Here is a 24,057-nt window from a genome sequence, read left to right as displayed (position 1 = left end):
CATGAGCAAGATCCTGATCCGCGGTGCGAAGGTGCTCGGTGGCGCGCCGCAGGACGTCCTGATCGACGGGGAGTTCATCGAGGCGGTGGGCACCGGTCTGTCCGCCGAGGGCGCCGAGGTCGTCGAGGCCGACGGCAAGGTCCTGCTGCCGGGCCTGGTCGACCTGCACACCCATCTGCGCGAGCCCGGCCGGGAGGACTCCGAGACCGTCCTGACCGGCACCCGGGCCGCGGCCAGCGGCGGCTACACCGCGGTGTTCGCCATGGCCAACACCTTCCCGGTCGCCGACACCGCCGGCGTCGTCGAGCAGGTCTACCGGCTGGGCAAGGAGTCCGGCTACTGCGACGTGCAGCCCATCGGTGCGGTCACCGTCGGCCTGGCGGGCAAGAAGCTCGCCGAGCTGGGCGCGATGCACGAGTCCGCGGCCGGCGTCACGGTCTTCTCCGACGACGGCAAGTGCGTCGACGACGCGGTGATCATGCGGCGCGCCCTGGAGTACGTGAAGGCGTTCGGCGGTGTCGTCGCCCAGCACGCCCAGGAGCCGCGGCTGACCGAGGGCGCCCAGATGAACGAGGGCATCGTCTCGGCCGAGCTGGGGCTGGGCGGCTGGCCGGCCGTCGCCGAGGAGTCGATCATCGCCCGGGACGTGCTGCTCGCCGAGCACGTCGGCTCCCGGGTCCACATCTGCCACCTCTCGACCGCCGGCAGCGTGGAGATCGTCCGCTGGGCCAAGTCCCGCGGCATCGACGTGACCGCCGAGGTCACCCCGCACCACCTGCTCCTCACCGACGAGCTGGTGCGCAGCTACAACCCGGTCTACAAGGTCAACCCGCCGCTGCGCACCGAGCGCGACGTGCTGGCGCTGCGCCAGGCCCTCGCCGACGGCACCATCGACATCGTCGCCACCGACCACGCCCCGCACCCGCACGAGGACAAGGACTGCGAGTGGGCCGCGGCGGCGATGGGCATGGTGGGCCTGGAGACCGCGCTGTCGGTCGTCCAGCACACCATGGTCGAGACCGGGCTGCTGGACTGGGCCGGCGTCGCCGACCGGATGTCCGCCACCCCGGCCCGGATCGGGCAGCTGGCCGGCCACGGGCGCCCCGTCTCGGCCGGCGAGCCCGCCAACCTCACGCTGGTCGATTCCGCTTACCGTGGAGAGGTGGACCCCGCCGGTTTCGCTTCCCGCAGCCGCAACACCCCCTACGAGGGCCGTGAGCTGCCGGGACGCGTCACCCACACCTTCCTGCGGGGCCGCGCAACGGTCGTCGACGGGAAGCTGGCGTGACTCCTTCACTCATCCACTTGGCTGCGGCGCCGCACTCCGCCCCGGTCACCGACTGGGCCGGACGCATCGCCTGGGTGGTCGGTCTGCTGGTCTTCGTCGTCTTCGTCTACTGGCTGATGCGCCAGGGCTGGAAGTGGCGCGGCACCCTCCAGGGCGATCTGCCCGAGCTGCCGGCCCGCCCGTCGCCCACCACCGCCCTCGCCGGAGGCGGCGAGCCGCCGCTGCCTGAATCCGACGACGCGGGCGAACCGCGGCTGACCCTCAGCGGCCGCTACCACGGCTCGACCACCGCCGGGCAGTGGCTCGACCGGATCGTCGCCCGTGACCTGGGCACCCGCAGCAAGGCCGAACTGACCCTGACCGAACAGGGCCTGGACGTCGTGCGGCCCGGCGCCACCGACTTCTTCGTACCGGCAGCCGCCCTGCGCGGCGCCCGTCTGGAGGCGGGCATCGCCGGCAAGGTCCTCCCGGAGGGCGGCCTGCTGGTCGTCACCTGGGAGCACGGCGGCAAGCAGATCGACTCCGGCTTCCGCTCCGACCGGGCCGGCGAACACCCCGCCTGGGTCGAGGCCATCAACCAGCTCAGCAGCACCGAGCACACCACCGAGCACACCACCGAGCACACCGAAACGGAAGGCGCACGATGACGACCTCCACCAAGGGGACCGGCAAAATCCCCGCCGTACTCGTCCTGGAGGACGGCCGCACCTTCCGCGGCCGTGCCTACGGGGCCGTGGGGGAGACCTTCGGCGAGGCGGTGTTCTCCACCGGCATGACCGGCTACCAGGAGACGCTGACCGACCCCTCGTACCACCGCCAGGTCGTCGTCATGACCTCCCCGCACGTCGGCAACACCGGCGTGAACGACGAGGACCCCGAGTCCGCGCGGATCTGGGTCTCCGGCTACGTCGTCCGCGACCCCGCCCGGGTCCCGTCCAACTGGCGCTCCCGCCGCTCCCTCGACGAGGAGCTGCGCCACCAGGGCGTCGTCGGCATCTGCGGCATCGACACCCGCGCGCTCACCCGCCACCTGCGCGAGCGCGGCGCGATGCGGGTCGGCATCTTCTCCGGCAACGCGCTGCCCGACGAGGGCACGATGCTCGCCGAGGTGCGCCAGCAGCCCGAGATGCAGGGCGCCGACCTCTCCGCGCAGGTCGCCACCAAGGAGCCGTACGTCGTGCCGGCGATCGGTGAGAAGAAGTTCACCGTCGCCGCGGTCGACCTCGGCATCAAGGGCATGACCCCGCACCGGATGGCCGAGCGCGGCATCGAGGTGCACGTCCTGCCGGCCACCGCCACCGCCGAGGACGTCTACGCGGTCAACCCCGACGGCGTCTTCTTCTCCAACGGGCCCGGTGACCCGGCCACCGCCGACCACCCGGTCGCCGTGATGCGCGAGGTGCTCTCCCGGAAGACGCCGCTGTTCGGCATCTGCTTCGGCAACCAGATCCTGGGCCGGGCGCTGGGCTTCGGCACGTACAAGCTCAAGTACGGGCACCGCGGCATCAACCAGCCGGTGCAGGACCGCACGACCGGCAAGGTCGAGATCACCGCGCACAACCACGGGTTCGCCGTGGACGCCCCGCTCGACGAGGTTTCCGACACTCCCTTCGGCCGCGCCGAGGTCTCCCACGTCTGCCTCAATGACAACGTGGTGGAGGGGCTCCAGCTCCTGGACCAGCCGGCCTTCAGCGTTCAGTACCACCCCGAGGCGGCCGCCGGCCCGCACGACGCCGCGTACCTCTTCGACCGGTTCGTCGAGCTTATGCGAGACAACAATCAGCACAGCGTTTCTCTGATGGAGGGCCAGCGTGCCTAAGCGCACCGATATCCAGTCCGTCCTGGTCATCGGCTCCGGCCCGATCGTCATCGGTCAGGCCGCCGAGTTCGACTACTCCGGCACCCAGGCATGCCGGGTCCTCAAGTCCGAGGGCCTGCGCGTCGTCCTGGTCAACTCCAACCCGGCCACGATCATGACCGACCCGGAGATCGCCGACGCCACGTACGTCGAGCCGATCACTCCGGAGTTCGTCGAGAAGATCATCGCCAAGGAGCGCCCCGACGCGCTCCTGCCGACCCTCGGTGGCCAGACGGCCCTGAACACCGCGATCTCGCTGCACGGGTCCGGCGTCCTGGACAAGTACGGTGTCGAGCTGATCGGCGCCCATGTCGAGGCCATCAACAAGGGCGAGGACCGCGACCTGTTCAAGGAGGTCGTCGAGGAGGTCAACCGCAAGATCGGCCACGGCGAGTCCGCCCGCTCGGTCATCTGCCACTCCATGGACGACGTCCTGGCGGGCGTCGAGGAGCTCGGCGGCTACCCGGTCGTCGTCCGCCCGTCCTTCACCATGGGCGGCGCCGGCTCCGGCTTCGCGCACGACGAGGAGGAGCTGCGCCGGATCGCCGGCCAGGGCCTGACGCTCTCCCCGACCACCGAGGTGCTCCTGGAGGAGTCCATCCTCGGCTGGAAGGAGTACGAGCTGGAGCTGATGCGCGACAAGCACGACAACGTCGTGGTCGTCTGCTCCATCGAGAACTTCGACCCGATGGGCGTGCACACCGGCGACTCGATCACCGTCGCGCCGGCGATGACGCTCACCGACCGCGAGTACCAGATCCTGCGGGACGTCGGCATCGCGATCATCCGCGAGGTCGGCGTCGACACCGGCGGCTGCAACATCCAGTTCGCGGTGAACCCCGAGGACGGTCGCGTGATCGTCATCGAGATGAACCCGCGGGTCTCGCGCTCGTCCGCGCTCGCCTCCAAGGCCACCGGCTTCCCGATCGCGAAGATCGCGGCGAAGCTGGCCGTCGGCTACACCCTGGACGAGATCCCCAACGACATCACCCGGGAGACCCCGGCGTCGTTCGAGCCCACCCTCGACTACGTCGTGGTCAAGGTGCCGCGGTTCGCCTTCGAGAAGTTCCCGGCCGCCGACGCCACCCTCACCACCACCATGAAGTCGGTCGGCGAGGCGATGGCCATCGGCCGCAACTTCACCGAGGCGCTCAACAAGGCGCTGCGCTCGCTGGAGAAGAAGGGCAGCCAGTTCGCCTTCACCGGCGAGCCCGGTGACAAGGCCGAGCTGCTGGAGCGGGCCCAGGTCCCGACCGACGGCCGGATCAACACGGTCATGGCGGCGATCCGGGCCGGCGCCACCCCGCAGGAGGTCTTCGACGCCACCAAGATCGACCCGTGGTTCGTCGACCAGCTCTTCCTGATCAAGGAGGTCGCGGACGAGATCGCGGCCGCCGACAAGCTCGAACCGGAAATCCTTGCGGAAGCAAAGCGTCACGGCTTCTCGGACGCCCAGATCGCGGCCATCCGCGACCTGCGCGAGGACGTCGTCCGCGAGGTCCGGCACGCGCTGGGCATCCGCCCGGTCTACAAGACGGTCGACACCTGCGCGGCCGAGTTCGCGGCGCGGACCCCGTACTTCTACTCGTCCTACGACGAGGAGACCGAGGTCGCCTCCCGCGAGAAGCCCGCGGTGATCATCCTCGGCTCCGGCCCCAACCGCATCGGCCAGGGCATCGAGTTCGACTACTCCTGCGTCCACGCCAGCTTCGCGCTCAGCGACGCCGGCTACGAGACCGTGATGGTCAACTGCAACCCGGAGACCGTCTCCACCGACTACGACACCTCCGACCGGCTCTACTTCGAGCCGCTCACCCTGGAGGACGTGCTGGAGATCGTGCACGCCGAGTCCCAGGCGGGCCCGGTCGCCGGCGTGATCGTCCAGCTCGGCGGGCAGACCCCGCTCGGCCTGGCTCAGGCCCTCAAGGACAACGGCGTGCCGATCGTCGGCACCTCGCCCGAGGCCATCGACCTCGCCGAGGAGCGCGGCGCGTTCGGCCGGGTGCTGACCGAGGCCGGGCTGCCGGCCCCCAAGTACGGCACCGCCTTCTCCTTCGCCGAGGCCAAGGACATCGCCGCCGAGATCGGCTACCCGGTCATGGTCCGCCCCTCCTACGTGCTCGGCGGCCGCGGCATGGAGATCGTCTACGACGAGCCCTCGCTGGCCGAGTACCTGGAGCGGCACGCCGGCCTGATCGACCAGCACCCGGTCCTCATCGACCGGTTCCTCGACGACGCCATCGAGATCGACGTGGACGCGCTCTACGACGGCCACGAGCTCTACCTCGGCGGCGTCATGGAGCACATCGAGGAGGCCGGCATCCACTCCGGCGACTCCGCCTGCGCGCTGCCCCCGATCACCCTCGGCGGCTTCGACATCAAGCGGCTGCGGGCCTCCACCGAGGCCATCGCCAAGGGCGTCGGCGTCCGCGGACTGATCAACATCCAGTTCGCCATGGCCGGGGACATCCTCTACGTCCTCGAAGCCAACCCGCGCGCCTCACGCACCGTGCCCTTCACCTCGAAGGCCACCGCGGTCCCGCTGGCCAAGGCGGCCGCCCGGATCTCGCTCGGCGCCACCATCGCCGAGCTGCGGGCCGAGGGCATGCTGCCCAGGACCGGTGACGGCGGCACGCTGCCGATGGACGCGCCGATCTCCGTCAAGGAGGCGGTCATGCCCTGGTCGCGGTTCCGGGACGCCTCGGGCCGCGGCGTGGACACCGTCCTCGGCCCGGAGATGCGCTCCACCGGCGAGGTCATGGGCATCGACACGGTCTTCGGCACGGCGTACGCCAAGTCGCAGGCCGGCGCCTACGGCGCGCTGCCCACCAAGGGCCGGGCGTTCGTCTCCGTCGCCAACCGCGACAAGCGCTCGATGATCTTCCCCGCCCGCGAGCTGGTCGCCCACGGCTTCGAGCTGCTGGCCACCTCCGGCACCGCCGAGGTGCTGCGCCGCAACGGCATCAAGGCCACCGTGGTGCGCAAGCAGTCCGAGGGCCAGGGCCCGAACGGCGAGAAGACCATCGTCCAGCTGATCCACGACGGCCAGGTCGACCTGATCGTCAACACCCCCTACGGGACCGGCGGCCGGCTCGACGGCTACGACATCCGCACCGCCTCCGTGGCCCGCGGCATCCCGTGCCTGACCACGGTCCAGGCGCTGGCCGCCGCCGTCCAGGGCATCGAGGCGACGTCCCGCGGCGACGTCGGGGTGCGCTCCCTCCAGGAGCACGCCCGGCAACTGACCGCGGCCCGCGAGGAGTAGGCCGGGAGAGGGGGACACCGCAGCGGTGTCCCCCTCTTCATGAGACCACCCGACCCCTCGCGCAAAGGCCCTGCCACCACCATGTACCGCCTGTTCTTCCAGCTGGTCTTCCAGCGCATGGACCCCGAGAAGGCCCACCACCTGGCCTTCCGCTGGATCCGCCTGGCCGCCCGCCTCCCCGTGCTGCGCACCTTCGTCGCGGCCGCCCTCGCCCCCCGCCACAAGGAGCTGCGCACCGAGGCCCTGGGCCGCCGCATGCACGGCCCGTTCGGCCTGGCCGCCGGCTTCGACAAGAACGCCGTCGCCATCGACGGCATGACCATGCTCGGCTTCGACCACGTCGAGATCGGCACGGTCACCGCCCAGCCGCAGCCCGGCAACCCCAAGAAGCGGCTGTTCCGGCTGGTGCCGGACCGCGCGCTGATCAACCGGATGGGGTTCAACAACGACGGCTCGGCGGCGGTCGCGGCCCGGCTGGCCGCCCGCAACCCGGTCTTCCGGACCACCGTCGGCGTCAACATCGGCAAGACCAAGATCGTTCCGGAGTCCGAGGCGATCGGCGACTACGTCACCTCCACCGAGCGCCTGGCCCGGCACGCCGACTACCTGGTCGTCAACGTCTCCTCGCCGAACACGCCGGGGCTGCGCAACCTCCAGGCCGTCGACCACCTGCGCCCGCTGCTCACCGCGGTCCGCGAAGCCGCCGACCGCACGGTCACCGACCGCCGGGTCCCGCTGCTGGTCAAGATCGCCCCCGACCTCGCGGACGAGGACGTGGACGCGGTCGCCGACCTCGCCCTGGAACTGGGCCTGGACGGCATCATCGCCACCAACACCACCATCGCCCGCGACGGCCTGGGCCTGACCTCCGACCCCAAGCTGATCGCCGAGACCGGCGGCCTGTCCGGCGCCCCCCTCAAGGAGCGCTCCCTGGAGGTCCTGCGCCGCCTCTACGCCCGGGTCGGCGACCGGATCACCCTGATCGGCGTCGGCGGCATCGAGACCGCCGAGGACGCCTGGCAGCGCATCCTCGCCGGCGCCACCCTCGTCCAGGGCTACAGCGCCTTCATCTACCAGGGCCCGTTCTGGTGCCGCGCGATCCACAAGGGCCTGGCCGCGCGCCTGCGCAACAGCCCGTACGCCACCCTCGCCGACGCGGTCGGCGCCGACCACAAGAAGGTGACTTCATGACCGCCAGCCCCGAGCCCTTCGGCGCCCGCCTCCGCCGTGCCATGGACGAGCGCGGCCCGCTGTGCGTCGGCATCGACCCGCACGCCTCGCTGCTGGCCGACTGGGGCCTGAACGACGACGTCGCGGGCCTGGCCCGGTTCACCCGGACCGTGGTGGAGGCGCTCGGCGAGCACGTCGCGGTCTTCAAGCCGCAGTCGGCCTTCTTCGAGCGGTTCGGCTCGCGCGGCATCGCCGTCCTGGAGACCGCCGTCGAGGAGGCCCGGGACCGCGGTGCGCTCATCCTCATGGACGCCAAGCGCGGCGACATCGGTTCCACCATGAGCGCCTACGCCGAGGCGTTCCTGCGCCCGGACTCGCCGCTGTTCTCGGACGCGCTCACGGTCTCCCCGTACCTCGGCTACGGCTCCCTGCAGCCCGCCGTGGAGCTGGCGCGGCAGAGCGGCGCCGGGCTCTTCGTGCTCGGCCTGACCTCCAACCCGGAGGGCGCGGAGGTCCAGCGGGCGGTCCGCGAGGACGGCCGCAGCGTCGCCGCGACCATGCTCGGCCACCTCGCCGCCGAGAACGCCGGGGCCGAGCCGCTGGGGTCCTTCGGCGCGGTCGTCGGCGCCACCCTCGGCGATCTCTCCGCCTTCGACCTGGCGATCAACGGCCCGCTGCTGGCGCCCGGCATCGGGGCGCAGGGCGCCACCCCCGCGGACCTGCCCACCGTCTTCGGCAAGGCGGTCCGCAACGTGGTCCCGAGCGTGAGCCGGGGAGTGCTGAAGCACGGTCCGGACACCGGCGCACTGCGCGCGGCGGCGGCCCGCTGCGCCGACGAAGTGCGCGCGGCCGTCGCGTAACGCGGTTATTTGGTCCCGAAATGTCCTGGTCAGCTGAGTCTGACCAGGACTTTTCGTCTGTTCTCGCTGACTCCAGCGCGATCGGCCGCTAGTCTCCGTCGAGAGCACTGCACGTAAGCGCGTTGCTCGTTGCTCCGCTGTTGCGGGGCGACTAGGTTCCACACCGGTCCGTATCCGACAGTTCGACATCCGAGGTGACGTAGGCGTGGCTCTTCCGCCCCTTACCCCTGAACAGCGCGCTGCCGCGCTCGAAAAGGCCGCCGCGGCTCGCCGGGAGCGCGCCGAGGTCAAGAATCGGCTCAAGCACTCCGGAGCCTCCCTGCACGAGGTCATCCAGCAGGGCCAGAAAAACGATGTCATCGGCAAGATGAAGGTCTCCGCCCTCCTGGAGTCCCTGCCGGGCGTGGGCAAGGTCCGCGCGAAGCAGATCATGGAGCGACTCGGCATCTCCGAGAGCCGCCGGGTGCGCGGTCTGGGGTCCAACCAGATCGCATCACTGGAGCGTGAGTTCGGCAGCACGGGTTCCTGAGTTTCTCGGCACCGCCGGGTAGCTGGAATAATCGCTGCATGAGTTCAGCAGTCTCCCGGGGGTCCGCCCCCGTACCCCCGGCCAGACAACCGCGCCTGACCGTGCTCTCCGGCCCCTCGGGGGTCGGCAAGAGCACGGTCGTCGCGCATCTGCGCAAGGTCCATCCGGAAATCTGGCTCTCGGTTTCGGCCACCACCCGTAGGCCGCGCCCGGGGGAGCGTCACGGCGTCCAGTACTTCTTCGTCGAGGACGAGGAGTTCGACAAGCTCATCGCCAATGGTGAGCTGCTGGAATGGGCCGAGTTCGCCGGCAACCGCTACGGCACCCCGCGCAAGGCGGTGCTGGACCGGCTGGAGGCCGGCGAGCCGGTCCTGCTGGAGATCGACCTGCAGGGCGCCCGCCAGGTGCGCGAGTCCATGGCGGACGCCAATCTGGTCTTCCTGGCCCCGCCGAGCTGGGAGGAGCTGGTCCGCCGGCTCACCGGTCGCGGCACGGAGGCGCCCGAGGTCATCGACCGGCGCCTGGAGGCGGCCCGGATCGAACTCGCGGCGGAGAAGGAGTTCGACGTGACGCTCGTCAACACCTCCGTCGAGGATGTCAGCCGTGAGCTGCTAGCCTTGATGCTGCGCCGCCCTGAAGACCGGACCACCGGCGACTGACTCCGGTCCCGATCGCGGCGCCACGGATTTCGGCGCCTACGCGCCATCACCTGCTTCATCCCCTTTCGGAAGGTAGAGAGTGTCCTCTTCCATCACCGCACCCGAGGGCATCATCAACCCGCCCATTGATGAGCTGCTCGAGGCCACCGACTCGAAGTACAGCCTCGTGATCTACGCCGCCAAGCGTGCGCGCCAGATCAACGCGTACTACTCCCAGCTCGGCGAGGGCCTGCTGGAGTACGTCGGCCCGCTGGTCGACACCCACGTGCACGAGAAGCCGCTGTCGATCGCGCTCCGCGAGATCAACGCCGGTCTGCTGACCTCGGAGGCCATCGAGGGCCCGGCCGGCCAGTAAGCGGCACCGCAACCCTCACCAAGGGCCCGGCAGGTTCCCCCAGCTCCACGTTGGGGGTGCCCCTGCCGGGCCCTTGGTGTGCCGGGAGGGCATAGGTTGAGGGTCATGCGTTCGGACCTAGGCTCGGGGAGCGGGGAAACGATGGACAAGCGGGAGCGACCCAGGGTCGTCCTGGGGGTGAGCGGTGGGATCGCCGCCTACAAGGCGTGCGAGCTGCTGCGCCGGCTCACGGAGTCCGGCCACGACGTGCGCGTCGTGCCGACCGCCTCGGCGCTGCACTTCGTCGGGGAGGCCACCTGGTCGGCGCTGTCCGGCAACCCGGCCACCACCGAGGTCTGGGAGTCCGTCCACGAGGTCCCGCACGTCCGCATCGGTCAGGCCGCCGACCTCGTCGTGGTCGCCCCGGCCACCGCCGACATGCTGGCCAAGGCCGCCCACGGCCTCGCCGACGACCTGCTGACCAACACCCTGCTCACCGCCCGCTGCCCGGTGATCTTCGCGCCCGCGATGCACACCGAGATGTGGGAGAACCCCGCCACCCAGGAGAACGTCGCCACGCTGCGGCGCCGCGGCGCGCTGGTCATCGAGCCCGCGGTGGGCCGGCTCACCGGCGTCGACACCGGCAAGGGCCGTTTCCCCGACCCGGTGGAGATCTTCGAGCTGTGTCGCCAGGTGCTGGCCCGTGGCGCCAAGGGCCTGCCGCAGGATCTGGCCGGCCGCCACGTCGTGGTCAGCGCCGGCGGCACCCGCGAGCCGCTGGACCCGGTGCGCTACCTGGGCAACCGCTCCTCCGGCAAGCAGGGCTACGCCCTCGCCCGCACCGCCGCGGCCCGCGGCGCCCGGGTCACCCTGGTCGCCGGCAACACCGAGCTGCCCGATCCGGCCGGCGTGGACGTGGTCCGCATCGGCACCGCCCGGCAGCTGCGCGAGGCCGTGCTGAAGGCCGCCGCGGACGCCGACGCGGTGGTGATGGCCGCCGCGGTCGCCGACTTCCGCCCCGCCGTCTACGCCACCGGCAAGATCAAGAAGCAGGAGGGCCAGGAGCCGGAACCGGTCGCCCTGGTACGGAATCCGGACATCCTCGCCGAGCTCTCCGCCGACCGGGCCCGCCCCGGCCAGCTGGTCGTCGGTTTCGCCGCCGAGACCGACGACGTGCTCGCCAACGGCCGCGCCAAGCTCGCCCGCAAGGGCTGCGACCTCCTGGTCGTCAACGAGGTCGGTGAGCACAAGACCTTCGGCTCGGCCGAGAACGAGGCCGTGATCCTGGCCACTGACGGCACCGAGACCCCCGTCCCGTACGGTCCGAAAGAAGCCCTCGCGGACACTGTCTGGGACCTGGTCGTCCCCCGACTGGCCGAGTCCCGCCCCTGACGCCGCCGACCCGTCCGGAACCTCCGTGGCGGGCCGCCGAGGATGCTTATTCGGCCACCAAAAATCGGTGTGCCCCCTTGACCCGACCGATCCGCAAGGTGATCGTCACTACCGTGAGTCAGTGGTGTCCCAGGTCACGGGGGTTCCATAAATCGAGACTGATTGCCCGGACGCCACATTCGACCGATAAACTGGCAGCGGATCCGGCCGAGCGCAGCTCTCGGCCGTTCCGCTAAATGATCAGCCAGCAGCCGCTGCAACCCCAGGGAGCGATGTGTCCCGCCGCCTGTTCACCTCGGAGTCCGTCACCGAGGGCCACCCCGACAAGATCGCTGACCAGATCAGCGACACGATTCTCGACGCGCTTCTCAAGGAGGACCCGACTTCCCGGGTCGCCGTGGAGACGTTGATCACCACCGGCCTGGTGCACGTGGCCGGCGAGGTGACGACCAAGGCGTACGCCGACATCCCCAACCTTGTCCGGAACAAGATTCTGGAGATCGGCTACGACTCGTCCAAGAAGGGCTTCGACGGCGCCTCCTGCGGCGTGTCGGTGTCCATCGGCGCGCAGTCCCCGGACATCGCCCAGGGTGTCGACACCGCCCACGAGTTCCGCGTCGAGGGCGACGACGACGAGCTGGACCGCCAGGGCGCGGGCGACCAGGGCCTGATGTTCGGTTTCGCCTGCGACGAGACCCCCGAGCTGATGCCGCTCCCGATCTACCTGGCGCACCGCCTCTCGCGCCGGCTCTCGGAGGTCCGCAAGAACGGGACCATCCCCTACCTCCGCCCTGACGGCAAGACCCAGGTCACCATCGAGTACGACGGCAACAAGGCCGTCCGCCTCGACACCGTGGTGGTCTCCTCCCAGCACGCCAGCGACATCGACCTGGACTCGCTGCTGTCGCCCGACATCCGCGAGTTCGTCGTCGAGTACGTCCTCAACGAGCTCGTCGAGGACGGCATCAAGCTGGACACCGACGGCTACCGCCTGCTGGTCAACCCGACCGGTCGCTTCGAGATCGGCGGCCCGATGGGCGACGCCGGCTTGACCGGCCGCAAGATCATCATCGACACCTACGGCGGCATGGCCCGCCACGGTGGCGGCGCCTTCTCCGGCAAGGACCCGTCCAAGGTCGACCGCTCCGCCGCGTACGCGATGCGCTGGGTCGCCAAGAACGTGGTCGCCGCCGGCCTCGCCTCGCGCTGCGAGGTCCAGGTCGCCTACGCGATCGGCAAGGCCGAGCCGGTCGGTCTCTTCGTCGAGACCTTCGGCACCAACGCGGTCGACACCGACAAGATCGAGCAGGCCATCGGCGAGGTCTTCGACCTCCGCCCGGCCGCGATCATCCGCGACCTCGACCTGCTCCGCCCGATCTACTCCCAGACCGCCGCCTACGGCCACTTCGGCCGTGAGCTGGAGGACTTCACCTGGGAGCGCACCGACCGGGTGGAGGCCCTCCGCAAGGCCGCGGGCCTCTAAGGCTCCGCACCACCAGGGCTACCACCGAGGGCCCCGGACCGCTGGTCGGTCCGGGGCCCTCGGCCGTTCCCGCGCACCCGCCGTTGTCGGTGCCGTCTGCTAAGACTGGTTGCTGTGAGCAGGGAGAACGGGCGGGAATCGGGGGAGCAGGGCGAGCAACTGGCCCTGATCCGGGAGACCGTGCGGGAGACGAAGGCGGAGCGGGCCAAGCCGCGCACCTGGCGGGGGGCCGCGCTGGCGCCCCGGCTGCCGGTGGCAAGGGTGCTGGTGGACAAGGGCCCCGTGCACCTGGACAAGCTCTGGGACTACGCCGTGCCCGCCGCCATGGACGCGGAGGCCCAGCCCGGGGTGCGGGTGCGGGTGCGGTTCGGCGCGGGCACCGGCAAGGTGCGCGAGGGGCGCCGCGAGGGCGGGGGACTGCTCGACGGGTACCTCGTCGAGCGGGTCCCGGAGTCCGACTACCGCGGTCCGCTCGCCGCGCTCGCCCAGGTCGTCTCGCCGGAGCCGGTGCTCAGCGAGCCGTTGCTGGCGCTGTGCCGGGCGGTGGCCGACCGCTACGCCGGTTCGCTCGCCGACGTCCTGCAACTCGCCCTCCCGCCGCGGAACGCCAAGGCCGAGGCGGCCCGCTTCCCGGTGCCCCCGCCGCCGCCCGCGGCCCCGGCGCCGGCGAGCTGGAGCCGGTATCCGGCCGGACCGGCGTTCCTGGAGGCGCTGGCCCGTGGGGACGCGCCACGGGCCGTGTGGACCGCTCTCCCGGGGCCGCACTGGCCGACCGAGCTCGCCACCGCGGTGGCCGCCACCCTGGCTTCCGGCCGCGGTGCCCTGGTCGTGATGCCCGACGGGCGGTCGGCGGCCCGGGTCGAGGCGGCACTGACCGAGCTGATCGGGGCGGGGCGGCACACCTTGCTGGTGGCGGAGTCGGGCCCCGAGGAGCGCTACCGCCGCTGGCTGGCGATACGCCGCGGCGCGGTGCGGGCCGTGGTGGGGACCCGCGCCGCGATGTACGCACCGGTCGCCGACCTCGGGCTCGTCGCCATCTGGGACGACGGCAATGGCAGCCACAGCGAGATCCACGCACCGCATCCGCACGCCCGGGACGTGCTCCTGCTCCGTGCCGTCCATGAGAAGGCCGCGTGCCTGGTCGGGGACGTGGGCCGCTCGGTCGAGGCCACCCAGCTGGTGGAGAACGGCTGGGCGCGCTCGCTGACGGCCGACCGCGAGGTGGTGCGCAGGGTGGCGCCGCTGGTCCGCACCGTCGGCGAGGCCGAGGAGGCGCGGGACGAGGCGGCGCGCGCCGCCCGGCTGCCGTCGCTCGCCTGGCAGACGGCGCGCCAGGCACTGGCCCGGGGGCCGGTCCTGGTGCAGGTCCCCCGGCGGGGGTACGTCCCCCGGCTGGCGTGCGGGCGCTGTCGGGAGCCGGCCCGGTGCCGGCACTGCGCGGGGCCGCTGGAGGCGCAGAGCCAGGGCAGCGCGCTGTGCTGCGGCTGGTGCGGGCAGGCGGCGCCGGACTGGGCCTGCCCGGAGTGCGGGGGCACCCGGCTGCGGGCGCAGATCGTCGGCGCGCGGCGGACGGCGGAGGAGCTCGGGCGGGCGTTTCCCGGTGTGCCGGTCCGCACCTCGGGCCGGGACCACATCCTGGAGACGGTCCCCGACCTGCCCGCGCTGGTGGTGAGCACGCCCGGCGCCGAACCGCTCGCCGAGGGCGCGGGCTATGCCGCGGCGCTGCTGCTGGACGGCTGGGCGCTGCTGGGCCGGCCGGATCTCCGCGCCGGTGAGGAGGCGCTGCGGCGCTGGTTGGGCGCGGCGGCGCTGGTCCGCGGCCAGGCGGAGGGCGGCACGGTGGTGGTGATCGCGGAACCGACGCTGCGGCCCGTGCAGGCATTGGTGCGCTGGGATCCGGTCGGCCATGCGGTCCGCGAACTGGCCGAGCGGGCGGAGCTGGGGTTCCCGCCGGTGTCGAGGATGGCCTCCGTGGCGGGCCGTGCCGAGGATGTGGCGGGGCTGTTGGCGGCGGCCGAACTCCCCGCGGATGCCGAGGTGTTGGGCCCCGTGCCGGTGCCGGTGCCGGATCCCGGACGGCCCCGCCGGCCGGGGGATCCTCCGCCGGGCGAGGAGTGGGAGCGGGTGCTCGTACGGGTCCGGCCGGGCCGGGGCGGGGCGCTGGCGGCGGCGCTGAAGGCGGCGCAGGCGGCCCGGCTGGTCAAGCGGGAGGGGCAGCCGCTCCGGGTCCGGGTCGATCCGCTGGACCTGGGCTGAGGGGCGCCGCGCGGTCCGGTGGGCGCCGCGTCGGCCGCGCTCGCGAACGGCCCCGTGCCGCACCACGCAGCGCACCGGGACCGTAGTCGGCAGGCGGTCCCGGGTGCCGGCGCGTGGTGCGGCACAGGCGTGGTGTCCGGGGCGGGGGAGTCGTTCAGCCGTTGCGGGGGCCGGGGAAGGCGCCGGGGCGGGCCTCGTCGCGGGAGGACGCGGTGGGCTGGGTGGGCATGGAGCGGGCGGCGGGGACGGCGGCGGGGCCGGTCAGGCCGCCGGCCATGCTGACCGCGCGGGCAGCGGAGGCCGCCGAGGCGTCCGGGGAGCGCACCGTCTCGTCTCCGCTGTCGCCGGACGGCTGGGTGGCGGCCCGCCGGGCGCCGTAACGACGGTGCACCGCCTGCTTGGTGACGCCGAGCGCGGAGCCCACCGCGTCCCAGGAGAAGCCCAGCGAACGGTCGAAGTCGACTGCCGCGGTGACGAGCGTCTCGACGCTGTCGCGCAGCTCCTGGGCGAGGCGCACGGTGGGGGCGGGTGCCCGTCCGTAGACGACGAAGCCCGCGGAGGGGCCCGTGCGCCGCGGCCGGTAGACGTTGCCGAGCTGCGCGGTGAGCGTGCGCAGGGCGTCCACCTGCCGGCGGACCCGCTCGATGTCCCGCACCAGGAGATGCAGGCTGGCGCGCGCCTGGGCGTCGTGGGTTGCGTGGTCGGCCATGAGCAAGCCTCTCGAACCGGCGTGGAAAGGAAGGGGGAAAGCGATCGGGCCGCCAAAGCGGCCCGTGAAGCGGTCAATGCTGCTTGACCAACGCGCCAGCAGCGACTCTGGTCACGGTGCAGGGGCGTACGAGCGTGTGCGCGGGGCGCGGACGACTTCGCACGCCCCCTGGCGTTCCGGCCCATGACCTGCGCCAAGGCCCATAGACTGGTGCGTCGTTCCGCAGCGCGTGAGAGGTAGTCCGTCACCCATGAGGCTTGTCTTCGCCGGTACCCCCGAGGTCGCCGTACCCGCTCTCGATGCCCTGATCGCCTCGGACCGGCACGAGGTGGTGGCCGTGGTGACCCGGCCCGACGCGCCGGCCGGGCGGGGCCGCCGGCTGGTCGCCAGCCCCGTCGCCGAGCGCGCGGAGGAGGCCGGCATCGAGGTGCTCAAGCCCGTCAAGCCGCGGGACGAGGACTTCCTCGCCCGGCTGCGGGAGATCGCGCCGGACTGCTGCCCGGTGGTCGCCTACGGAGCGCTGCTGCCCAAGGCGGCGCTGGACATCCCGACCCACGGCTGGGTCAACCTGCACTTCTCGCTGCTGCCGGCGTGGCGGGGCGCCGCGCCGGTGCAGCACGCGGTGCTCGCCGGCGACGAGATCACCGGCGCCACCACGTTCCAGATCGAGCAGGGGTTGGACTCCGGCCCGGTGTACGGGGTGCTCACCGAGGAGATCCGGTCCTCGGACACCAGCGGCGATCTGCTGACCCGGCTGGCGTTCGCCGGTTCCGGTCTGCTCGTCGCCACGATGGACGGCATCGAGGACGGCACCCTCAAGGCGGTGCAGCAGCCGGAGGAGGGGGTCACCCTCGCCCCGAAGATCGAGGTCGAGGACGCCCGGATCGACTGGACGGCGCCCGCGCTGCGGGTGGACCGGGTGGTCCGCGGGTGTGCGCCGGCGCCCGGCGCCTGGACGGTCTTCCGCGGCGAGCGGCTGAAGGTGATGGCGGCCGCGCCGGCCGCCGGGCACGACGGACCGGCCCTGGAGCCGGGCGAACTGGGCGTCACCAAGAAGACGGTGCACGTGGGCAGCGGCAGCCACCCCGTGCAGCTGCTCTGGGTCCAGCCGCAGGGCAAGAAGCCCATGCAGGCCGCGGACTGGGCGCGCGGCGTGCGGATCGCGGCCGGCGAGCGCCTGGGCGACTAAGGGCTGCCCCGCCAGGCATCACGGGACGACCCGTAGCACCGACCGCTCCTGCGGTGCGCCGCCGGGGGCCGTCCGCCCGCGCCGCCGGCTTCCGGCCCGCGTAGGCTGGGGCGGACCCCGTCCCGTAATACCGGAGCACCTTTCTGTGAGTCAGCAGCCGCCGCGCCGTCACGGCACCCGCAAGCCCTACCGCCGCCCGAAGAAGGACCCGGTCCGGATCCTCGCGTTCGAGGCGCTGCGGGCCGTGGACGAGCGGGACGCGTACGCGAATCTGGTCCTGCCGCCGCTGCTGCGCAAGGCGCGGGAGGCCGGCGACTTCGACGCCCGGGACGCGGCGCTGGCCACCGAGTTGGTCTACGGTTCGCTGCGCCGCCAGGGCACCTACGACGCGATCCTGGCGCGCTGCGTGGACCGGCCGCTGCGCGAGGTGGACCCGCCGGTGCTGGACGTGCTGACGCTCGGCGCACACCAGTTGCTCGGCACCCGGATCCCGCCGCACGCCGCGGTCAGCGCCACCGTGGAGCTGGCCCGGGTGGTGCTCGGCGACGGCCGCGCGAAGTTCGTCAACGCGGTGCTGCGCAAGGTCACGGCGCACGATCTGGACGACTGGCTGGAGCGGGTGGCGCCGGAGTACGACGAGGATCCCGAGGAGCACCTGGGGATCGTGCACGCGCACCCGCGCTGGGTCGTCTCCGCGCTCTGGGACGCCCTGGGCGGCGGACGCGCGGGCATCGAGGAGCTGTTGGCCGCGGACAACGAGCGCCCCGAGGTGACGCTGGTGGCGCGGCCCGGTCGGTCCACGGCGGAGGAACTGCTGGCGGCCGCGGGCGAGGACGGCGCGGTGCCGGGCCGGTGGTCGCCGTACGCGGTCCGGCTCGCCGAGGGCGGGGAGCCGGGCGCGCTGGACGCGGTGCGCGAGGGCCGCGCCGGGGTGCAGGACGAGGGCAGCCAGTTGGTCGCGCTGGCGCTGGCCGGCGCGCCGCTGGACGGCCCGGACCGCACCTGGCTGGACGGCTGCGCGGGACCGGGCGGCAAGGCGGCGCTGCTGGCCGCGCTGGCGGCGCAGCGCGGCGCGGCGCTGCTGGCGTCGGAGAAGCAGCCGCATCGGGCGCGGCTGGTGGCCCGGGCGCTGGACGGCAACCCCGGGCCGTACGCGGTGATCGCCGCCGACGGCACGCGTCCGGCGTGGCGGCCGGGGGCCTTCGACCGTGTGCTGGTGGACGTGCCGTGCACCGGCCTGGGCGCGCTGCGCCGCCGGCCCGAGGCGCGCTGGCGGCGCCGCCCCGAGGACCTGGACGGCTTCGCGCCGCTCCAGCGGGAGCTGCTGCGGCAGGCGCTGGCGGCGGTGCGGGTCGGCGGCGTGGTCGGCTATGCGACCTGTTCGCCGCATCCGGCGGAGACCCGGGCGGTGGTGGAGGACGTCCTCAAGGGGCGCGGCGGCCCGGCGGTCGAGGCCGAGTGGATCGACGCCCGGCCGCTGATGCCGGGTGTTCCGGAGCTCGGCGACGGGCCGGACGTCCAGCTGTGGCCGCATCGGCACGGGACCGACGCGATGTATCTGGCGCTGTTGCGGCGGACCGGTTGACGGACCCGTTCCCGTGGTGGGCGGCCCCCGTCGTACGAGGGGCCGCACCGCCGGGGGAGCGGATCGGAGCACCAGATATCTTGATGTCGAGCAATCTTGATATCTTGACGTCGAGCAATATTTGAGACGTGGATGGAGCGGAGTACCCGGTGACTGACTCGACCATCATTTACACCCACACTGACGAGGCCCCGGCCTTGGCGACGTACTCGTTCCTGCCGGTGGTGGAGGCGTACGCCGCGACGGCCGGGGTGACGCTGGAGACCCGCGACATCTCCCTGTCGGGCCGGATCATCGCCAGCTTCCCCGAGCGCCTGAAGGAGGACCAGCGGATCGCCGACGCCCTCGCGGAGCTCGGCCAGCTGGCCAAGACCCCCGGCGCGAACATCATCAAGCTGCCGAACATCTCGGCCTCCATCCCGCAGCTCAAGGCGGCCATCGCCGAGCTCCAGGAGCAGGGCTACGCGCTGCCGGACTACCCGGACGACCCGAAGACCGACGAGGAGCGCGAGACCCGCGCCCGCTACGACAAGGTCAAGGGCAGCGCCGTCAACCCCGTGCTGCGCGAGGGCAATTCGGACCGCCGGGCGCCCGCGTCGGTGAAGAACTACGCCAAGGCGCACCCGCACCGCATGGGCGCCTGGACCGCCGACTCCAAGACCAACGTCGCGACCATGGGCGAGAACGACTTCCGCTCCACCGAGAAGTCCGCCGTGATCGCCGAGGACGGCTCCCTGCGCATCGAGCTGGTGGCCGAGGACGGCACCACCACCGTGCTGCGCGAGTCGGTGCCGGTGCTCGCGGGCGAGGTGGTGGACGCCTCCGTCATGCGCGTCGCCCAGCTCCGTGAGTTCCTCGCCGCCCAGGTCGCGCGCGCCAAGGCGGAGGGTGTGCTGTTCTCCGTGCACCTGAAGGCCACGATGATGAAGGTCTCCGACCCGATCATCTTCGGCCACGTCGTACGGGCCTTCTTCCCCAAGACCTTCGCCCAGTACGGCGAGGCGCTGGCCGCGGCCGGCCTCACCCCGAACGACGGCCTCGGCGGCATCTTCAAGGGCCTGGAGGCGCTGTCCAACGGCGCCGAGATCAAGGCGTCCTTCGACGCCGAGCTGGCCGAGGGCCCGGAGCTGGCCATGGTCGACTCCGACCGCGGCATCACCAACCTGCACGTCCCCAGCGACGTCATCGTGGACGCGTCCATGCCCGCGATGATCCGCACCTCCGGCCACATGTGGGGCCCGGACGGCCAGGAGGCGGACACCCTCGCGGTGCTCCCCGACAGCAGCTACGCCGGCATCTACCAGGCCGTCATCGACGACTGCCGGGCGCACGGCGCGTTCGACCCGGCCACCATGGGCTCGGTGCCGAACGTCGGCCTGATGGCGCAGAAGGCCGAGGAGTACGGCTCCCACGACAAGACCTTCGAGGTCGCGGCCGCGGGCACCGTCCGCCTGGTCGACGCGCAGGGCAACGTCGTCATCGAGCAGGCCGTCGCCGCCGGTGACATCTTCCGCGCCTGCCAGACCAAGGACGCGCCGATCAAGGACTGGGTCAAGCTGGCCGTCAGCCGCGCCCGCGCCACCGGCGACCCGGCGGTGTTCTGGCTCGACGAGACCCGCGCGCACGACGCCCAGCTGATCGCGAAGGTCAACGCCTACCTCGCGGAGCACGACACCGAGGGCCTGGAGATCAAGATCCTGGCCCCGGTCGAGGCGACCGCGTTCTCCCTGGAGCGGATCCGCCGCGGCGCGGACACCATCTCGGTCACCGGCAACGTCCTGCGCGACTACCTGACCGACCTGTTCCCGATCCTGGAGCTGGGCACCAGCGCCAAGATGCTCTCGGTCGTCCCGCTGATGAACGGCGGCGGCCTGTTCGAGACCGGTGCCGGTGGTTCCGCCCCCAAGCACGTCCAGCAGCTGGTCAAGGAGAACTACCTGCGCTGGGACAGCCTGGGCGAGTTCCTCGCGCTCGCGGTCAGCTTCGAGCACCTCGCGACGACCACGGACAACACCCGTGCCAAGGTCCTCGCCGACACCCTCGACCGCGCGACCGGTTCGTTCCTCAACGAGAACAAGTCGCCGAGCCGCAAGCTGGGTGGCATCGACAACCGCGGCAGCCACTTCTACCTGGCGCTCTACTGGGCCCAGGAGCTGGCCAAGCAGACCGACGACGCGCAGCTCGCCGAGGCGTTCGGGCCGCTGGCCAAGACGCTGACCGAGCAGGAGCAGACCATCGTCGACGAGCTGATCGCGGTGCAGGGCTCCCCGGTCGACATCGGCGGCTACTTCCGCCCCGACCCGGCCAAGGCGTCCGCGGTGATGCGTCCCTCGAAGACGCTGAACCAGGCGCTGGCGACCCTGCAGGGCTGAGCACCGTAGCACCACCTCGTCCGCCCCGGCCGGGCCGCGCGTCCGGCCGGGGCGGCCCGGTGTCGCCGGGGTGACGGGGCTCTCGCGGCCCGGCGCGGTCGGTCCCTGACGGGACCGCCATACTGGGGGCATGGCCTTGATCAACCCCAGCATCCTGTCCGCAGACTTCGCCCGCCTCGCCGAGGAGGCGAGGGCCGTCGAGGGCGCCGACTGGCTCCACGTCGACGTGATGGACAACCACTTCGTCCCCAACCTCACGCTCGGCGTGCCGATCGTCGAGTCGCTGAGCAAGGCGACGGACACCCCCCTCGACCTGCACCTGATGATCGAGGACCCGGACCGCTGGGCGCCGCAGTACGTGGAGGCCGGGGCCGGTTCGGTCACCTTCCACGCGGAGGCGGCCGGGGCGCCGGTGCGGCTGGCGCGGGAGATCCGGGCCAAGGGTGCGCGGGCGTCGATGGCGCTGAAGCCGGCGACCCCGATCGAGCCGTTCGAGGACCTGCTGCCCGAACTCGACATGCTGCTGATCATGACCGTCGAGCCCGGCTTCGGCGGTCAGGCGTTCCTGGACATCATGCTGCCGAAGATCCGCCGCACCCGGGAGCTCATCTCGCGGCACGGTCTTCAGATGTGGCTCCAGGTGGACGGCGGGGTCTCGGCGGAGACCATCGAGCGGTGCGCGGAGGCCGGCGCCGACGTCTTCGTGGCCGGTTCCGCGGTGTACGGTGCGGACGATCCGGCCAAGGCCGTCCGCGACCTGCGGGAGAAGGCCGAGGCGGCGACGGCCGCGAGCTGGGGCTGCGCCCACTGATCGAGTCGCCCGGCTCGTCACGGGGCCCGGGACCGGTCCGTCCGGCGCGTTGCGTGCCGGCGGTTGACCTGGTGGCAACCGAGCGTTCATGCCCGTCGTGCCGCTCTTGGTCCCCGTACACCTCGGGTTTCTGAAAGGATGAGCAAAGACTCGATCAGATGCGCAAAAGGGGAGATTTTCGTGGTAGCCAGCCGCCCGCAGTCCGGAATGGGCCCCGCCGAGCTGGTGCAGGCCGCGGCCATGGCCCGCCGCTTCTATCTCGAGGGCAAGTCCAAGATCCAGATCGCGGAGGAGTTCGGCGTCAGCCGCTTCAAGGTCGCCCGTGTCCTGGAGACGGCCCTGGAGCGTGATCTCGTACGGATCGAGATCCGGGTGCCCTCCGAACTGGACGCGGAGCGCTCCGACGCCCTGCGTGCCCGCTACGGCCTGCGGCACGCGGTCGTCGTCGAATCGCCCGCGGACGCTTCCGAGGACGCCGCCGACCCGGAGAACCTCGGCGAGGTGGCCGCCGACCTCCTCGGCGAACTCGTCGCCGAGGGCGATGTGCTCGGCCTCGCCTGGGGCCGCTCGACGATTCACATGGCGGCGGCGCTGCACCGGCTGCCGCCGTGCACCGTCGTCCAGCTGACCGGGGTCTACGACGCCGGCACCGCCGACCGCGGCTCGGTCGAGGCGGTCCGCCGCGCGGCCGACGTGTCCGGCGGCGAGGCGCACCCGATCTACGCGCCGATGCTGCTGCCCGACTCGGCGACCGCCGCCGCGCTGCGCGGCCAGACCGGCATCGCCCGCGCCTTCGAGTACTTCGACAAGGTCACCGTCGCCTGCGTCTCCATCGGTTCGTGGGAGCCGGGTGTCTCGACCGTCTACGACATGCTGTCGGAGGAGGAGCGGGAGCACTACGCCTCGCTGGGCGCGGCCGCCGAGATGTCCGCGCACCTCTTCGATGCCGAGGGCCGGCGCATCGGCCGCGACCTCGGGGAGCGGTGCATCACCGTCGAGGCGGACCGGCTGCGCCGCATCCCGGAGGTCGTGGCGATCGCCGGCGGCCGGCGCAAGGCCGCGGCCATCGGCGCGGTGCTCCGCTCCGGGCTCGTGACGAGCCTGGTGACGGACACCGCGGCCGCCGACCACCTGCTGCTGGAGACCGGTCCCGGCCCGCGGCCGGCCCTGGACCGGGCGGACCCCGACGGGAAGTGAAGCGGGCCCCCGGGGTCTGTCGGCACACTCCCGCCTGCCGTCCGGCGGGCGGACGACGGGAGGGTGACGACAGGCTCCGGCGCCCGCCGGCGAGCAGCCCGCGCGTGGCTGTGACAGCATCGGCGCATGCTGATCCACACCGCCCCGCGCCGGGCCGCCGCCCTCGTCGGCGCGCTGTTCGCCGCGCTGCTCCTCGTCCTGACCGGTTGTTCCACCGGCGGTGACGGCAAAGGGAGTTCGGCCGGCACGCACCGGCCGTCCGCGTCCGCCAGCCGGCCGTCCGGCGGCACCACCGCACCGGGCTGGGCGAAGGGCCTGCCGACCGTCCCGGCCGGCCGGCTGCCCGCCGAGGCGCAGCACACCCTCAAGCTGATCGACGCCGGCGGGCCGTTCCCGTACCCGAAGGACGGCACCGTCTTCGGCAACTACGAGAAGCGGCTGCCCAGTGAGCCGCGCGGCTACTACCACGAGTACACGGTCGACACCCCGGGCGCCCGCAACCGCGGCGCCCGCCGCCTGATCACCGGCAAGCACCACGAGTTCTTCTACACCGACGACCACTACAAGAACTTCAAGGCGGTGCTGCGGTGAGCCCCGAGGTACCTCCGGCACTGGCCGCGGTGCTCGACGGGCGGACGCCGGCGGGGGTGCTGCCCTGGCCGGCCGACCGCCCGGTGGCGGACGCCCTGGCCGCGGCCGAGGACGCCGGCTGGAGCGCTGCCGCGCTGGATCTCGACGGGGTCGCGGACAAGGCCGGGTTCCTCGACCGGTGCGCCGCCGCCCTGGACTTCCCGGCGTACTTCGGCCACAACTGGGACGCGCTGGCCGACTGTCTGACCGATCTGTCCTGGTGCCCCCCGGCGCGCGGCCGGCTGCTGGTCGTCACCGACTGGCAGGGGTACGCGGGCGCCGCGCCGGAGGACTGGAGCGTGTTCGAGCAGGTGCTGGCGGACGCCGTGGGCTACTGGCGGGACACCGACACCGGGCTCTCGGTGATCATGGCCGGTGGGCGCGGCCGGCAGGGGACGTAGCCGGGGGCACGGCCCCACGGGGCGCCGTGCCGCGCCGTTCCGCGACGTGACGCATGCGTCCCGTGAGGC

Annotated in this window: 20 protein-coding genes; 19 read left to right on the top strand and 1 reads right to left on the bottom strand. The window is 72.4% G+C overall.

What is annotated here, in order from left to right:
- Position 1 precedes the first annotated feature (1 nt).
- The 12 genes from JNO44_RS10705 (at position 2) to JNO44_RS10650 (ending at position 15,094) form a co-directional block, all read left to right on the top strand.
- A complete protein-coding gene (locus JNO44_RS10705; protein WP_205363388.1) occupies positions 2-1,288 on the top strand; it encodes a dihydroorotase in 1,287 nt (428 codons plus the stop codon).
- Entirely contained in the window at positions 1,285-1,935 is a 651-nt protein-coding gene (locus tag JNO44_RS10700; RefSeq protein WP_205363387.1) for a PH-like domain-containing protein, read from the top strand. The genes JNO44_RS10705 and JNO44_RS10700 overlap by 4 nt, the downstream gene beginning before the upstream one ends.
- Complete coding sequence (carA, locus tag JNO44_RS10695; protein ID WP_205363386.1) at positions 1,932-3,107, top strand: glutamine-hydrolyzing carbamoyl-phosphate synthase small subunit; 1,176 nt, start codon at positions 1,932-1,934, stop codon at positions 3,105-3,107. The genes JNO44_RS10700 and carA overlap by 4 nt, the downstream gene beginning before the upstream one ends.
- A complete protein-coding gene (carB, locus tag JNO44_RS10690) occupies positions 3,100-6,411 on the top strand; it encodes a carbamoyl-phosphate synthase large subunit (protein ID WP_205363382.1) in 3,312 nt (1,103 codons plus the stop codon). The genes carA and carB overlap by 8 nt, the downstream gene beginning before the upstream one ends.
- An 81-nt stretch (positions 6,412-6,492) precedes the next feature.
- Positions 6,493-7,602 (top strand): quinone-dependent dihydroorotate dehydrogenase, encoded by a 1,110-nt coding sequence (locus tag JNO44_RS10685; protein WP_205369666.1) that lies wholly within the window; start codon positions 6,493-6,495, stop codon positions 7,600-7,602.
- Complete coding sequence (gene pyrF, locus JNO44_RS10680; RefSeq protein ID WP_205363374.1) at positions 7,599-8,441, top strand: orotidine-5'-phosphate decarboxylase; 843 nt, start codon at positions 7,599-7,601, stop codon at positions 8,439-8,441. Before JNO44_RS10685 ends, pyrF begins: the two co-directional genes overlap by 4 nt.
- 205 nt (positions 8,442-8,646) lie before the next feature.
- Positions 8,647-8,970 carry an integration host factor gene (locus JNO44_RS10675; protein ID WP_016572363.1) on the top strand — a complete coding sequence of 108 codons (324 nt, stop codon included), beginning with the start codon at positions 8,647-8,649 and terminating at the stop codon, positions 8,968-8,970.
- A gap of 38 nt (positions 8,971-9,008) precedes the next feature.
- Complete coding sequence (gene gmk / locus JNO44_RS10670; RefSeq protein WP_205363372.1) at positions 9,009-9,629, top strand: guanylate kinase; 621 nt, start codon at positions 9,009-9,011, stop codon at positions 9,627-9,629.
- A 79-nt stretch (positions 9,630-9,708) separates the two neighbouring features.
- Complete coding sequence (gene rpoZ, locus JNO44_RS10665) at positions 9,709-9,984, top strand: DNA-directed RNA polymerase subunit omega (RefSeq protein WP_039638039.1); 276 nt, start codon at positions 9,709-9,711, stop codon at positions 9,982-9,984.
- 141 nt (positions 9,985-10,125) lie between these two features.
- Positions 10,126-11,355 (top strand): bifunctional phosphopantothenoylcysteine decarboxylase/phosphopantothenate--cysteine ligase CoaBC, encoded by a 1,230-nt coding sequence (coaBC, locus tag JNO44_RS10660; RefSeq protein ID WP_073447242.1) that lies wholly within the window; start codon positions 10,126-10,128, stop codon positions 11,353-11,355.
- A 274-nt stretch (positions 11,356-11,629) separates the two neighbouring features.
- The gene (gene metK / locus JNO44_RS10655) at positions 11,630-12,838 is read left to right on the top strand and encodes a methionine adenosyltransferase (protein ID WP_205363370.1); all 1,209 of its coding nucleotides are present in this window, start codon (positions 11,630-11,632) and stop codon (positions 12,836-12,838) included.
- A gap of 114 nt (positions 12,839-12,952) precedes the next feature.
- The gene (locus JNO44_RS10650) at positions 12,953-15,094 is read left to right on the top strand and encodes a primosomal protein N' (protein WP_205363368.1); all 2,142 of its coding nucleotides are present in this window, start codon (positions 12,953-12,955) and stop codon (positions 15,092-15,094) included.
- A 154-nt stretch (positions 15,095-15,248) separates the two neighbouring features.
- On the opposite strand, the gene JNO44_RS10645 is transcribed toward JNO44_RS10650, so the two are convergent.
- A complete protein-coding gene (locus JNO44_RS10645; protein ID WP_205363366.1) occupies positions 15,249-15,803 on the bottom strand; it encodes a hypothetical protein in 555 nt (184 codons plus the stop codon).
- Positions 15,804-16,053: 250 nt separating this feature from the next.
- Between JNO44_RS10645 and fmt the strand changes: the two genes are divergently transcribed.
- The 7 genes from fmt to JNO44_RS10610 all read left to right on the top strand — a co-directional run bounded on the left by fmt (position 16,054) and on the right by JNO44_RS10610 (position 23,988).
- Positions 16,054-16,992 (top strand): methionyl-tRNA formyltransferase, encoded by a 939-nt coding sequence (fmt, locus tag JNO44_RS10640; RefSeq protein WP_205363365.1) that lies wholly within the window; start codon positions 16,054-16,056, stop codon positions 16,990-16,992.
- Positions 16,993-17,137: 145 nt separating this feature from the next.
- On the top strand, positions 17,138-18,577 hold the full coding sequence (locus JNO44_RS10635) for an RsmB/NOP family class I SAM-dependent RNA methyltransferase (RefSeq protein ID WP_189856601.1): 1,440 nt from the start codon (positions 17,138-17,140) through the stop codon (positions 18,575-18,577).
- Positions 18,578-18,726: 149 nt separating this feature from the next.
- Positions 18,727-20,949, top strand: coding sequence for an NADP-dependent isocitrate dehydrogenase (locus JNO44_RS10630; RefSeq protein WP_205363363.1), 2,223 nt, complete (start codon positions 18,727-18,729; stop codon positions 20,947-20,949).
- Positions 20,950-21,079: 130 nt separating this feature from the next.
- The gene (gene rpe, locus JNO44_RS10625) at positions 21,080-21,760 is read left to right on the top strand and encodes a ribulose-phosphate 3-epimerase (RefSeq protein WP_039638046.1); all 681 of its coding nucleotides are present in this window, start codon (positions 21,080-21,082) and stop codon (positions 21,758-21,760) included.
- A gap of 207 nt (positions 21,761-21,967) precedes the next feature.
- Positions 21,968-22,957, top strand: coding sequence for a sugar-binding transcriptional regulator (locus tag JNO44_RS10620; RefSeq protein ID WP_067353902.1), 990 nt, complete (start codon positions 21,968-21,970; stop codon positions 22,955-22,957).
- Positions 22,958-23,083: 126 nt separating this feature from the next.
- Positions 23,084-23,548 (top strand): guanyl-specific ribonuclease, encoded by a 465-nt coding sequence (locus JNO44_RS10615; protein WP_078875984.1) that lies wholly within the window; start codon positions 23,084-23,086, stop codon positions 23,546-23,548.
- Complete coding sequence (locus JNO44_RS10610) at positions 23,545-23,988, top strand: barstar family protein (protein ID WP_205363361.1); 444 nt, start codon at positions 23,545-23,547, stop codon at positions 23,986-23,988. The genes JNO44_RS10615 and JNO44_RS10610 overlap by 4 nt, the downstream gene beginning before the upstream one ends.
- The last annotated feature ends 69 nt before the right edge of the window (positions 23,989-24,057 follow it).

This window comes from Streptomyces noursei, from assembly GCF_016917755.1.
GTDB lineage: Bacteria > Actinomycetota > Actinomycetes > Streptomycetales > Streptomycetaceae > Streptomyces > Streptomyces yunnanensis.
This window is presented reverse-complemented; position numbering and strand designations above follow the sequence as displayed.